Here is a 13697-nt window from a genome sequence, read left to right on the forward strand (position 1 = left end):
GGAAGTAACACCGCAAAAGCCCACCTGATTTTTGTGCAAAACATAGATTTTTTATGTGTGATATCAGGTTCGCTCCCTTCCCGGTGTCACAGCCTTTCTGGGCGCTGCCTCATGGTCTGCAACGTATCCACAGGAGGATCTGGACAAATTTTCGGCACCTTGAAAACTTTATATTTCCCTGGTTCTATGACCATCACACCGCCATACAGGCATAGGCAGAATGACGGAACCCGCATGGCTGCCGGTTCGCAATCCTTTGTGTTTTCTGGTATAATGAAAACAGTTTAAGGAGCAGGACAATGGCAGACAGACATACACTGGAAGAACTGAATAACTGCAGCCGGGAGGAGCTGATCACCATCGTTCTTATGATGCAGGGACAGCTGGACACACTGAATGAGAACATTGAACGGCTGATCGAACAGGTGCGCATAGCGAACAGCTATCGTTTCGGAAAACACACGGAAACGCTGGATTCCATAGACGGCCAGCTGTCCTTCTTTGATGAGGCAGAAAGCTGCTGTGATCTGTCTGTCCCGGAACCTGCTACGGAGGAAGTACTTCCATCGCGACGTAACCACAAGAAAAAAGGACAACGGGAAATGGATCTGAAAAATTTCCCGGAAGAGATCCTTTCACCTTATCATGTATCCACAGAAGAACTGGATACGTTTTATGGTGCAGGAAACTGGCGCAGAATGAAGGATGAAACCTACAAAAGACTGCGCCACGAACCGGAATCCTGGACGGTGGAAGTCCATACCGTGGAAGTCTATGTGGGGACTGGCGGAGATCATCAGGACGAATTCTTACGGGGAAAGCGTCCAAAGGATCTTCTCCGGGGAAGCATCGTGACTCCTTCCCTGCTTGCTTCTATTCTGAATGTAAAATATGTGAATTCCTCTGCACTGCACAGAGTCGAGCAGGAGTTTCAGCGTAATGGTGTAAATATCTCCAGACAGACCATGTCAAACTGGATCATCCGGTGTGCTGAGAAATATTTTGCACCGTTTGTGGAACGCATGAAGCAGGAACTGCTGTCCCTGCCGGTGACGCAGTCAGACGAAACACCTACACAGGTGCTCGGCGACAGTGACCGTCCGAACAGTAAATGCTACATGTGGGTATACCGTTCCGGGGAGTTCTATCAGGAACGTCCTGTGGTGATCTACGAATACCAGAAAGGCAGGGATCACGAAAAACCGCTGGAGTTTTACCGAAACTACAAAGGAGTTCTGGTCACGGACAGTCTGGAGCAGTATCATCTGCTGGACAAGAAACTGCCGGAAGTGACAAACGCAAACTGCTGGGCACATGCAAGAAGAGCCTTTGCAGATGCCGTAAAGGCAGCGGATAAAAAGGATCCCCTGGCAGTAAAAAATTCCGTGGCATACCAGGCGTTACAAAAGATCGCGGAATTCTACCGGATCGATACCGAACTGAAAGAACTTTCCGCAATGGATCGCCTTACACAGCGACAGACAAGGATAAAGCCGCTGGTTGAGGATTTCTTTGCGTGGGCAAAACAGCAGGCTGCAGTGTGTGCGGTACCTCCGAAATCCAAGGCCGGACAGGGACTAAATTTCGTCATCCGTCAGGAAAAATATTTAAAAGTATTTCTGACCGATGGGAATATCCCAATCGATAACTCTGCTTCCGAGCGGGCTATCCGGATTTTCTGTATTGGCAAGAAGAACTGGATGTTCCATAACACAGCAAAAGGAGCCAGGTCCAGTGCTCTTGTTTACAGTATTTCGGAAACGGCAAAGCTGAACAATCTGCGCCCGTACTATTACTTTAGGCATATCCTCACGGAGCTGCCGAAGTATTGTGACGAAAAAAGAAATATAGATCCGGCAAAACTGGACCAACTGATGCCTTGGGCAGATGAGCTTCCCGAGGAATGCCGGAAACCACGCCGCTCATAAAAGCGGCGTTAAATTTAAGGGTAGGCGCAGGATTTGACGTTTACAAATAATTGGAGATTATACACATATGAATATATATGATTTGCTAAATAAGTGTATTGCAATAAAAAAATATGGTCTAAATGCCAGTGTGTTTAAAGATGAGGACAGAGAATGCTTAGATACTGAGGAAGAAAAGCAAGTTTTTGATTTGCTGAAGAATATTTCCTCTATGGCTATTAAAGTTAATAAAAAAGGAGTCACATTTCATCCTTTTATGGTATGGGAGGGGAAAAGGACTTTTTCAATTGAAGATTTGACAGAAGATGATTATAAGACAATGGAATCTCTTGTGCTGGAACAACTTCCTATAAATATAAGGGCTAGGATTGCAGATGTTCTTTGGACACAAAAGAAGAATTATAAAGCTGCAATTGTGGCAGCTAAAGCGTATTATGAACTGTTTTGTCTATTTTTTACAGATGAGAATTGGGGCGGCACTTTGGATATGATAAAGCGTACCTTATTTATTTCTGCACAAATCAATCAAAAAGATATATATAATGAGGCAGGGGACAAGCTTTTTAATCATGTTGTAAAAGTAAATGGACAGGATAAGGATTTTCAGTCTTTACGTTTGTTAGACATTCTTGTTGAAAAGGAATATGGTGATTTTAAGATTTTGCTCACAGTGATAGAAAATATTATTAATAATAACATTGATGATGTGACGAAAGTTGAGCAAGCATATAGGTTAAAGGTAGAATGTTTATATAAAATAAAGGATAGCGTTGCTGCGAAAAAGAGCAACATAGATTTAGCAGATTATTACGTGAATTATGCAGAAGGAATCTTAGGAACGACTTTACAAGGGGCATTGCAAGCGGAACATTTTTATCAAAAAGCAATTGAATTATATCGCAATAATGGTGAAGCTGCAAAAGGTGAAGGAGTTCTTAGGAGATTAGTAGAAATTCAAAAAGAAATTCCTAAGCAAATGGTTCCTGTAAAAATGGAATTTGATGTTAGTGGAGTAAATACAAATATTGATGAAAATATGGCGGGATTGACATTTGAGGAAAGCATTATACGATTGACCCAAATGGTATTGTTTTCTAAGAAGGATGATATAAAGAAAAAACTCTATAAAGAATACAATAATAGTCCTATCAGTCATATGTTTGGTAAAAATTTAGTTAATGCGTCCGGACAGACCGTGTTAGCCCTAAAGCCTTTAAATTTTAATGACCCAGAGTCGGATTTAGAGTTGTTAGACTTACATTTACATCAAAAAGCATTAGAAGAACAAAAGATTTCAGGAGATGTTTGGTTAAAATACGCATTTTACTATATTAGAAATAATTATGAATTTGAACTTACTGATTTAGACTTTTTAGTGTGTAATAATCCTATTATTCCTACGGGAAGGGAGAATATATTTCGGTCTGCTATATATATGGTGTTAAAGGGACAATATTATGAGGCAATGCATATACTTGCTCCTCAAGTTGAAAATCTGTTTAGAAATATTGCGAAAGAGGTAGGGGGATTAACCATAACATTGGAAACTGATGGGGCATCAAAGGAGAAAGCCTTAAAGTCGATTTTTGATTTGCCGGAGTTGTTGGATTGTTATGATAATGATATTCTGTTTCTTTTTAAAGGTTTGTTAAATGAACAAGCTGGTGCAAATATAAGGAATGAGATTGCTCATGGTATAACTAGTGAGTACATGGCGAGTTCGGGAGCATATTTATACTTTGCAGGTGCAGTTATAAAATTATTAACGTATACATCCATAAAATGTTATGACTTGATAACAACGGAAGGTTCGAAGTTAAAAACATTTATAGAACCGGGAAGTGATGCGATAAAAATTAAAAGAGTATAATAGTAGGCAATATTATGGGATTGACATAATGGAACGTTAATATTATCACTATTTGCAAACGAAAAAGATGAAGATAGGATATGTGATTACAGAGTGGATTATAGCATAATAAAAATGCAAATAGAATATTGGATAAACTATGCGGGTACAGGAGATGCGTATAGAAAAAAGAATGATTTAGATTGCATATTAACGAATCTATATAGTGGGGTCTATATAGTGGGGTCAGACCCTATTAAAAAAGTACGAGAACCATATAGATTATTGGTTTTGGCAGGTGGAAAATTTAAGGAAACGAATTTTGGAGCATTTGCAGAAGCTATTATAAATTTAGGAGTGTCTCTTTTATTTATTATAAAATTTGGACTAATTGGTGTTGCAGTGGGAACACTGGTTGCTATTGCATTTAGGCTTATTTATCTTGTTTGGTATCTTCATAAGGATATTATTCAACTTAGTTATGCATCGCTTTCTCCCTACATGGTTACATTTATTGTAGCATTTGCTATGAATTTGTTTGTGTATATTTCTTGGCCTTTAATGTTGAATGGCATTGTTCAGTTTTTTGTTGCTGGATGTATTGTATTTGTTGCAGAGTGTGGAGTCTGTGGCTTAGCATATTGGATTAATCGAAGAATATTTCAAGCGTAAGAGGGCTGTTATTACTACCCGGCTGATTATATAATTCCTCGAATTCATATAGAGAGCAAAAATCGTTGAGGATTTCTTTCATCTTTAGTTAAACAGAGGTCGTTAATTTATAATCAGTAAACAGGATTGGCATACTAAGTATGATTTTTTGTAGCCGGTTTCTGTTTGAGTCATATCTGGAATAATAAACAATTATAGCTATGTGAGATAGCAAAATCAGTTTCCAAAAAGAGATGAGAACTTGCAACACTGCACATTCATATAAGGAGTTATCTGATTTGATATTTTCAAGAGTAACCATATTTCTGCAGGAACTTCTGCATCAGATTCATTACAGTACAAGCCTGAACCTGTCCGGGAAGGAGATTATTTTCCTGGCAGTTCTGGGTCTGGCGGCCTGGATAGCCGGGCGGAAAAGGCCACGCATCCTGCCCGGATACTGTATTTTTCTGATTCTGTATATCACCCTCCTGCGCCGCGCGCCCGGCTATGATGAAAGCATCCGTTGGAGCTTGCGCTTCTGGCCCGGTGCCGGAATCTGGGCAGGCAATCTGCTGAACATTTTACTCTATATCCCACTGGGCTGGACGGCTGCCCGGACACAGAGACGGAGAAACTGGTTTCGGCTCCTGGCGTTGGGAGCGGTGCTGTCGGTGTCTTGCGAATGCATACAGTATCTGACAGGGCGGGGGTACGCGGATGTGAATGACGTGATTTGGAATGTGGTTGGGATGTCAGTGGGGGGCTTAGGGGCCCGCCAAATTACGTTGAAACATTAAAAAACAAGCATGAAATGTTTTAAGAAATCACACACAAAGGAAAAACAATGGGTACCAGAATTACAATTCATTCCATCAGAATTAAAAATTTCAGAAGCATCAAGAACGAATATTTGGAAGCGAAGGATATGAATATCTTCGTAGGACTGAATGATGCGGGTAAATCCAATGTGTTAAAGGCGTTGAATTTATTTTTCTGTGGTGAGACAGATTATAAGACGCCATTTGATTTTCAGCGGGATTTCACCTACTTATATCGCCCGGAATCCCATCGGCCTAAGGAGATTGCGATTGAAATTAAATTCGAAATTCCGGATTCCTATAAGAATGCCGGCTTATATACATGGCGGAAGATATGGAAAGCGAATGGATACAAGACAGACGTTGTTTTGGACGCGGACGGAAAGAGACCGACGGAGCGCTCCAGAATCCAGGTAGCGCTTCAGAGAGTGCGTTATCAGTATGTACCGGCAGTTAAAAGCAGAGAATACTACAAGGCGTTGCTGGCAGATGTATATATGACGGCTTCTGCTGTACTGGACAGCCCGCTGGAACAGTCCATGAAGGAATTTTCAGCAGTACTGCAGGATTATACGGATCAGATCCATCAGGAGGTAGCTCGTAGGATTGGAATTGATAGCAGGCTTTCGATTCCGCAGAATATGAGCGAAATGTTCAAAACGCTGGTATTCGAAACGGCAGGAACTTCGGAAGATATTACGATTCCGTTGGAGATGCGTGGAGACGGTATACAGGCAAGGCATATTCCGATTATTTTAAAATATATTGCGGATCAGGCTCAGAAAACCCGCAACAGAGGCGCGTCTAAGGCAACTACGATTTGGGGATTCGAAGAGCCGGAAAATGGCGTAGAGCTTTCGCGCGCATTTGAGATGGCAGAGGATTTTCTGGAGTATTCGATGGATATCCAGATGTTTGTTACCACCCATTCACCGGCTTTTTACAACAAGAAATCGGATGACAGAACAAGGATTTTTTATACCTCCAGAAAAGAGAAGGGCGAAGGCACGAAATTAAGCACGGCCTTTAACAATGCGTATCTCAGCGCTACGATGGGACTGATGCCTCTGGTGGCGCCGTATATTGAGGAAAAAGAGAGAGAACTGGAACGTACGAAGCAGATTTTAAATCAAAATCTCCTGTGTGATATTCCTACCATATTTGTAGAAGGGAAGACGGATAAGCAGTACCTGGAATTGGCAATCAAGCATTATTCCCAGGATCTTTATGAGAAGATAAAAAGAGGACAGCTGCGGATATTTACAGAGGAAGGGAAAGGCGGATGCAGCAGGCTGATTAACTGGGCCTGCGCATGGATCTATAGCGGCTATACCAGTAAGGCGGTTGTTTTATTTGACAAGGATGAGGCTGGACGCAAAGCCCATGAGGAACTGTGCGGACACGAAATCTACAGGGGAAAGCGGTCGACGGCAGAAATTCAGGTAAAATATCTGGAGCCTTCGGATGAAATTCTGGAGCTATACAGGAAACAGCTGGATTTGCCTTATGAGATAGAGCATTTGCTTTCGGTGACATGCTGGGAAAAGCTGAAAGAGATGAACTATGTACAGCCAAAGGAGAATGAAGAATTATTTGTTTTGCTGAAAAGATTTTTGGACAGGAAGCGGACAATCGATAATCTGATTGACGATTTTGTAGAAAATGTGGATGTGAGAGATACGATTGTGACGATGAGTCCGATAGACAAAAAGAAGGAACAGATTGCCTGCTGGGTGGCGCAGAGTTCGGAAGCGGAACAAAAGGAATATTTAAAGGGACTGGAGAGAACCATAAGAAAATTGGAAGAGGTGTTCAGATAAAAGAAGAATTGGATGTTCTATAACGCAGCAAAAGGAGCCAGAGCCAAGAGCTTAAAGGTCTATATGGACACCTACAAGCCCGCCTATGCTATCAAGCTCTCTGCCAAAAACTTCGGCTTTGAAGACAATAAAAAAATCGTTCCGCTCTATGCCGCATTTTGTATCTGAAATAGGCATCCATTTTTCCTAAAAGGGCAGTGAATTAATTCAAAACGGGATAAGGAGAACAACCATGTGTGACCCCCAAAACCAATCATCCCCCGCCGCGCAGCAGCCCATGGCAGTGGAACGGCTTCAGCGCACCCGGACCGAGGACGCCCTCTGGCAGGCCGTTGTGGCATTTCAGGGGGAGGCATTTTATACGATATCAGGCCTGCCCTTTTCTTATACGCTGAAACGGGGACGAAGCGGCGACTATAACCGGGAGCTGCTGGTGAGCAGACGCAGGGAGAGCAAGACTCTGGCCTGGAGTTCGGTGGTGCTGGCGTTTCAGAATGCGCTGCAGATGGAGAGGGGCACAGTGATAGGCCGCCCGAAGGAGCTGGGTGATATTCGGGGAATATCCTATATCTATCCGCTGCTGTATCGATGGGGCGTGATACAGGTTCCGGAAATGGCAGCGGAAAAGATGGCTGGAATAGAAAAAGAGACAGAAAAACCTTGCGCTTGCACTTTTTAGTTGTGAATTTGCACTTTTGATTAACTAAAAAATGACATTTGCACTTTTTAATCAAAAATCAATTTGTACTTTTCAATTTAGCAATTATCTGCTACAATACCAATAACAAGTCGGTACCGATTCCTGGCATCCGACAAAGGTAAAATTGTCAATTTGTATAACGGAGCATAAACTGAAGGAATAACAGGAGGATTAAAGGAGTATGTGTGGTATTGTAGGATTTGTGGGAAATCATCAGGCAGCGCCGATTCTGCTGGACGGACTGTCCAAGCTGGAGTACAGAGGTTATGATTCCGCCGGAATGGCGGTGCGGGACGGCGACGGAGCCATCGAAGTAGTGAAAGCAAAGGGACGGCTGAAGATTCTGGCTGAGAAGACCAATGGCGGTCAGGCGCTGGCAGGCGACTGCGGCATCGGCCACACCCGTTGGGCGACCCACGGCGAGCCCTCGGAGAATAATGCCCACCCCCATTGCAGCGACGACGGCAATGTGGTCGGCGTACACAACGGCATCATTGAGAACTATCAGGAGCTGAAGGATAAGCTGCTGCGGAAAGGTTATCAGTTCTATTCCCAGACCGACACCGAGGTGGCGATTAAATTAATTGACTATTATTACAAGAAATACCTGGGCACCCCGGTAGACGCCATCAACCATGCCATGGTGCGTATCCGCGGTTCCTATGCGCTGGCTGTGATGTTTAAAGATTATCCGGAGGAGATCTACGTGGCCCGCAAGGACAGCCCGATGATTCTGGGCGTGGAGAATGGCGAGTGCTTCGTGGCCTCCGACGTTCCCGCCATCCTGAAATATACACGTAATGTCTACTACATCGGCAACCTGGAGCTGGGCCGTCTGCAGAAGGGCAAAATTACCTTCTATAACCTGGATGGCGACGAAATCGAGAAAGAGCCGGTGGAGATTAAATGGGACGCCGAAGCGGCGGAAAAAGCAGGCTTCGAGCATTTCATGATGAAAGAGATCCACGAGCAGCCAAAAGCCTTACAGGATACCCTGAACTCTGTGGTAAAGGATGGCACAATCGATCTGTCCGAGATGGGACTTTCCGAGGAAGAAATCCGCGATATCAGCCAGATATACATGGTGGCCTGCGGCTCCGCATATCATGCGGCCATGTCCGCCCAGTATGTCATCGAGGATCTGGCGAAAATCCCGGTCCGCGTGGAGCTGGCGTCCGAATTCCGCTATCGGACCCTGCTGCTGGACAAAAAGGGACTGGTTATCCTTGTCAGTCAGTCCGGCGAGACCGCAGACACCCTGGCGGCTCTTCGTGAGGCCAAAAGCATGGGTATCCGTACCCTTGCCATCGTAAATGTGGTCGGCTCCTCCATTGCCCGTGAGGCAGACAACGTCTTCTACACCCTGGCCGGTCCGGAGATCTCTGTGGCCACCACTAAGGCCTACAGCACCCAGCTTCTGGCCTGCGACATCCTGGCTGTCCAGTTCGCGAAGGTACGCGGTGCGATCGATGAAGACCGCTACAGGAGCCTGATTGCGGAAATGGGAACCCTGCCGGAGAAAATCACCCGGATACTTCAGGATAAAGAGCGCCTCCAGTGGTTCGCCTCCAAGCAGGCCGCAGCCCACGACGTCTTCTTTATCGGACGCGGCATCGACTACGCCATCTCCCTGGAGGGCAGCCTGAAAATGAAAGAAATCAGCTACATCCACTCCGAGGCCTACGCCGCGGGTGAGCTGAAGCATGGCACCATCAGCCTCATCGAGGACGGCACCCTGGTCATCGGTATCCTGACTCAAAGCGACCTCTACGAAAAGACTGTCAGCAATATGGTCGAGTGCAAGAGCCGCGGCGCCTACCTGATGGGCCTGACCACCTACGGTCATTACAACATTGAAGACACGGCCGACTTCGTCACCTACATCCCGAAGACCGATGAACACTTCGCGGCCTCCCTGGCCGTGATCCCACTCCAGCTCATCGGATACTACGTATCCGTAGCGAGAGGCCTGGACGTCGATAAGCCCCGGAACCTGGCGAAGAGCGTAACGGTAGAGTAATAAATAGTAGTAAGCAAAATATAGAAACTATATCCCGGACAGGAGAAGAACCGCTCCCTACCGGAACGTTAGTTGATTTTCCGTAGCGACGAGCAGGCTGGCAGCGCCCGAAGGAGCCACTGTCTGAGGCCCTTTAGGGCCGAGTTTGGCAGTCGGGCGCGAATAAGCCGCCTGCGAGGAGTAGGAAAATCTGCGTGTTCCGGTAGGGAGCGGTTCTTCTCCTGTCCGTACACAAGCTAAATCCTTTTATACTCCGCCTCTTCCCTGCACAGAAACCCGATTTCCCGGGGAGCGATAGGAAAAGGCAGCGGTAGCTCGATGAGAGAACCGCTATGCAGCTCCGTCTGCACAAACTGCCGTATCACACCTGCGATCCCCAACCCCACCCGGGCGAAATCAATGAGCAGATCCATAGAAGTTGTCTCCAACACATTTTCCGGAAACAGCGTATGCTCCTTCATATGCGCGTCCAGATACTGCCGGGTCAGATTCTCCCGATTCAGCAGCATCAGGACGCCATTTTTTATGAAAGAAACAGAATCCTCAGCAGTCAGATTCTCGGGAACAGGCTGCCCCAGCTGCCGGGCCAGATTGTCGAGATAATCCCGGGTAGTCACAAACGTATCCTGGATCTCCATGACCGGAGAGAAGAGCAGCGTCCCGGTCTCCTCCGGCCGCCCGGTCAGTCCCAGATCCAGCTCTCTGTTTTCCAGCATCTGCAAAGTCTGGTTAGTGGCCTGGCAGGAAATGGTGACCCGCAGGTGCGGATGGGTTTTGATAAAATCCTTAAGCCGGGGCATCAGAACATATTTACAGAGGGTTGAGCTGGCTCCGATGCGCAGCTGCCCTATGCCCAGCTCCCGGCGGAGACGCAGCTGATTTTCCGCATTCTCCAGGGTCTGGAAGGCTGATTTTACATGGGAGAAAAGCAGTTCCCCGTCTTCGGTCAGCTGGACCCCCCGGGAGGACCGGGTAAAGAGAGCCGTGTTCATAGACTGCTCCAGCTTTCGGATAGACTTGCTGACTGCGGGCTGGCTGATAAAGAGTTCGTCGGCGGCGTGAGAAATATTGCCGGTCAGGGCGACCGTGTAGAAAATGCGGTAGAGGGATAGATTCTGGTTCATGATTCAAATCCTTTCTATAAAAAAGAGAGAAGCCTGACGCTGCAAAGAATTTCTGCAGGAATCCTCAGGTTATTCCTAATCCTTTGAAACATAACTTATAGTTATAATAAATATTATTAATATGTATTTTGATTATATCAATAAATGTGCTAGAATACAAGAAGCTGAAAATAAAGACTGCATACCCGAAAGGAGCTTATTTCCACAGATATGCAGAAACTACAGATAAAAGGAGAACAAAATCATGGGAATGACAATGACACAGAAGATCCTCGCAGCCCACGCAGGACTTCCCGAGGTAAAAGCGGGACAGCTCATCGAGGCCGATCTGGATCTGGTTCTGGGAAATGATATCACCACACCGGTAGCTATCCGCGAGATGCAGAAGCTGAACAGACAGGACGTATTTCATAAGGACAAAATCGCCCTGGTTATGGATCATTTTATTCCGAACAAGGACATCAAATCCGCGGAAAACTGCAAATGCGTCCGTGAATTTGCCTGTCGTCAGGAGGTAACCAATTACTTCGACGTGGGAGAGATGGGCATCGAGCATGCGCTGCTTCCGGAAAAAGGACTGACCGTAGCAGGCGACTGCATTATCGGTGCAGATTCACACACCTGTACCTACGGAGCCCTGGGCGCGTTTTCCACTGGTGTGGGAAGCACCGACATGGCAGCAGGCATGGCCACCGGCAAGGCCTGGTTCAAGGTACCGTCCGCCATTAAATTCAATATCGTAGGCAAGCCCTCCAAATGGGTCAGCGGTAAAGATGTAATCCTGCACATCATCGGCATGATCGGCGTAGACGGCGCCCTTTATAAATCCATGGAATTCGTGGGCGAGGGAATCAAAAATCTGTCTATGGATGACCGATTCACCATCGCTAACATGGCCATCGAGGCAGGCGGCAAGAACGGCATCTTCCCGGTGGATGAGAAGACCATTGCTTATATGAAGGAGCATTCAAAGAGGGAATATAAGATTTACGAGGCAGACCCGGACGCAGAGTACGATGAGGAGTACACCATCGATCTGAGCGAATTAAAGTCCACCGTCGCATTCCCGCATCTGCCGGAGAATACGAAGACCATCGACGAAATCACCGATCCGGTAGAGATCGATCAGGTAGTCATCGGTTCCTGTACCAATGGACGTATCGACGATCTGCGTGCAGCCGCTGAGATTCTGAAAGGCCGCAAGGTGAAGAAGGGACTTCGCTGCATCGTGATTCCGGGAACCCAGAAGATCTACATGGACGCCATGGACGAGGGACTCTTAAAGATCTTCATCGAGGCGGGCGCTGTGGTCAGCACACCCACCTGCGGACCCTGCCTGGGCGGATATATGGGAATTCTGGCAGCAGGCGAGCGCTGCGTATCCACCACCAACCGGAACTTTGTAGGTCGTATGGGACACGTGGATTCCGAGGTATATCTGGCAAGCCCGACGGTAGCCGCAGCCAGCGCCGTGACCGGACGCATCAGCGCACCGGCAGAGCTTGGATTATAGGAGGAAGAAAAGATGCAGGCAAAAGGAAAAGTATTTAAATACGGAGACAATGTAGATACAGACGTAATCATTCCCGCCAGATATCTGGCCATCGCAGACCCCAGGGAGCTGGCGGAGCACTGCATGGAGGATATCGACAGGGATTTTGTAAAGAAGGTACAGCCCGGCAATATCATGGTGGCAGGCAAGAACTTCGGCTGCGGCTCATCTCGTGAGCATGCGCCGCTGGTCATCAAGGTGTCCGGCATTTCCTGCGTTATCGCGGAGACCTTCGCGCGTATCTTTTACCGCAACGCCATCAATATCGGACTTCCGATCATTGAGTGTCCGGAGGCGGCAAAGAATATTCAGGACGGAGACGAGGTAGAGGTGGACTTCGACAGCGGTATCATTTACAACCGCACCAGCGGCAAGCAGTACCAGGGTCAGGCCTTCCCGGAATTTATGCAGAAGATTATTAAGGCCGAGGGACTGATCAATTATATCAATCAGAAATAGAATATCGCGATTCGCTTCCTATCGGTGGTGTTCTGCGGATATTTTATAACATAAGAAAGGCATGAGATTTTGAAATTGACAGATTTTCAGAATCTCATGCTTTTTCTGTGGCTTTTGTTTCTTTCATTTTATGTCGGCGGCGTAAACAGTGGCAGCTCCGGAGGCGCGAAGCTGAAGGAAAAGAAGCAGATGACGAGGAGAAGCAGCAGCACATAGACCGCCAGCAGCGGCAGCCTGAGGCCGGGGCAGCGCACTTCAAAGCAGCGGGACAGAAAAAAGGTCTGCAGGACGCTGAAGATAAAGATCAGAATATCCAGCGCCAGAAAATCCCGCCCCAACAGTCCGGTGTAAGTGAAAAAAGCGGACGCGATAAAAAACATTCCAATGCAGACCGCCAGAAGCCGGGACGTGAGAAAATGCCCGGAGGTCTTATACAGCACGATGATTTCAAAAAAGGTATAGAGCAGCACAGGAAAAAACAAAAGCTTTAAGTGTTCCCAGACTGACTCATTGACTGGTGAGTAGAGAGCCACAAAAGGGTTTTCCCCGCTCCATTCATAGGTGAAGTGTAACAGCGTGCCGATGATCAGCGTAAACAGAATCCCGGCAGCCAGGTTGATGCGCTCACGGATTTTCATAAAAGTACTCCTTCGGATAACAGCTTCCATTAAATTTAGAACAGAAAATGCTCCAAAATGTCTGTCCTCTGAAAAATATTTTTTGTTTATTTCACTGGAATTATTCACGAAAAGGATAAAACAGGAAAATAAATA

13 protein-coding genes are annotated in these 13697 nt (G+C 46.4%); 11 read left to right on the forward strand and 2 right to left on the reverse strand.

Going from position 1 to position 13697, the window contains the following annotated elements; genetic code table 11:
- The 9 genes from ACTRC3_RS05955 to glmS form a co-directional block, all read left to right on the forward strand.
- The coding region (locus ACTRC3_RS05955) for a hypothetical protein (RefSeq protein WP_440322245.1) at positions 1-288 on the forward strand (288 nt) is incomplete at its 5' end.
- Positions 289-299: 11 nt separating this feature from the next.
- Entirely contained in the window at positions 300-1928 is a 1629-nt protein-coding gene (gene tnpC, locus ACTRC3_RS05960; protein ID WP_440322247.1) for an IS66 family transposase, read from the forward strand.
- A 67-nt stretch (positions 1929-1995) separates the two neighbouring features.
- Entirely contained in the window at positions 1996-3798 is a 1803-nt protein-coding gene (locus ACTRC3_RS05965) for a DUF4209 domain-containing protein (RefSeq protein WP_440322249.1), read from the forward strand.
- A gap of 93 nt (positions 3799-3891) precedes the next feature.
- Positions 3892-4449: a hypothetical protein gene (locus ACTRC3_RS05970; RefSeq protein ID WP_440322251.1), complete on the forward strand. Its 558-nt coding sequence runs from the start codon at positions 3892-3894 to the stop codon at positions 4447-4449.
- Between the two features lie 278 nt (positions 4450-4727).
- Positions 4728-5228, forward strand: coding sequence for a VanZ family protein (locus ACTRC3_RS05975; RefSeq protein WP_440322253.1), 501 nt, complete (start codon positions 4728-4730; stop codon positions 5226-5228).
- A 47-nt stretch (positions 5229-5275) separates the two neighbouring features.
- Positions 5276-7069, forward strand: a complete 1794-nt coding sequence (locus tag ACTRC3_RS05980) for an ATP-dependent nuclease (protein WP_440322255.1) — start codon at positions 5276-5278, stop codon at positions 7067-7069.
- A 12-nt stretch (positions 7070-7081) separates the two neighbouring features.
- On the forward strand, positions 7082-7237 hold the full coding sequence (locus tag ACTRC3_RS05985) for a hypothetical protein (protein WP_440322256.1): 156 nt from the start codon (positions 7082-7084) through the stop codon (positions 7235-7237).
- Between the two features lie 64 nt (positions 7238-7301).
- Entirely contained in the window at positions 7302-7748 is a 447-nt protein-coding gene (locus tag ACTRC3_RS05990) for a hypothetical protein (RefSeq protein ID WP_440322258.1), read from the forward strand.
- A 202-nt stretch (positions 7749-7950) separates the two neighbouring features.
- Positions 7951-9789, forward strand: coding sequence for a glutamine--fructose-6-phosphate transaminase (isomerizing) (gene glmS, locus ACTRC3_RS05995; protein WP_440322260.1), 1839 nt, complete (start codon positions 7951-7953; stop codon positions 9787-9789).
- Positions 9790-10025: 236 nt separating this feature from the next.
- Here glmS and ACTRC3_RS06000 read toward each other — a convergent pair whose 3' ends face one another.
- Positions 10026-10913: a LysR family transcriptional regulator gene (locus ACTRC3_RS06000; protein WP_440322262.1), complete on the reverse strand. Its 888-nt coding sequence runs from the start codon at positions 10911-10913 to the stop codon at positions 10026-10028.
- A 244-nt stretch (positions 10914-11157) separates the two neighbouring features.
- On the opposite strand from ACTRC3_RS06000, the gene leuC reads away from it, so the two are divergent.
- Both leuC and leuD read left to right on the forward strand, forming a co-directional pair.
- Positions 11158-12426 carry a 3-isopropylmalate dehydratase large subunit gene (gene leuC, locus ACTRC3_RS06005; RefSeq protein WP_440322264.1) on the forward strand — a complete coding sequence of 423 codons (1269 nt, stop codon included), beginning with the start codon at positions 11158-11160 and terminating at the stop codon, positions 12424-12426.
- A gap of 12 nt (positions 12427-12438) precedes the next feature.
- On the forward strand, positions 12439-12924 hold the full coding sequence (gene leuD, locus ACTRC3_RS06010) for a 3-isopropylmalate dehydratase small subunit (RefSeq protein ID WP_440322266.1): 486 nt from the start codon (positions 12439-12441) through the stop codon (positions 12922-12924).
- A 128-nt stretch (positions 12925-13052) separates the two neighbouring features.
- Here the strand turns inward: leuD and ACTRC3_RS06015 are convergent, their stop codons facing one another.
- Positions 13053-13562 (reverse strand): DUF6512 family protein, encoded by a 510-nt coding sequence (locus tag ACTRC3_RS06015; protein ID WP_440322268.1) that lies wholly within the window; start codon positions 13560-13562, stop codon positions 13053-13055.
- Between the last annotated feature and the right edge of the window lie 135 nt (positions 13563-13697).

Origin of the sequence: Laedolimicola sp. (assembly GCF_051972735.1) — a bacterium.
In the GTDB taxonomy this organism is placed as follows: Bacteria; Bacillota; Clostridia; order Lachnospirales; family Lachnospiraceae; genus Laedolimicola; species Laedolimicola intestinihominis.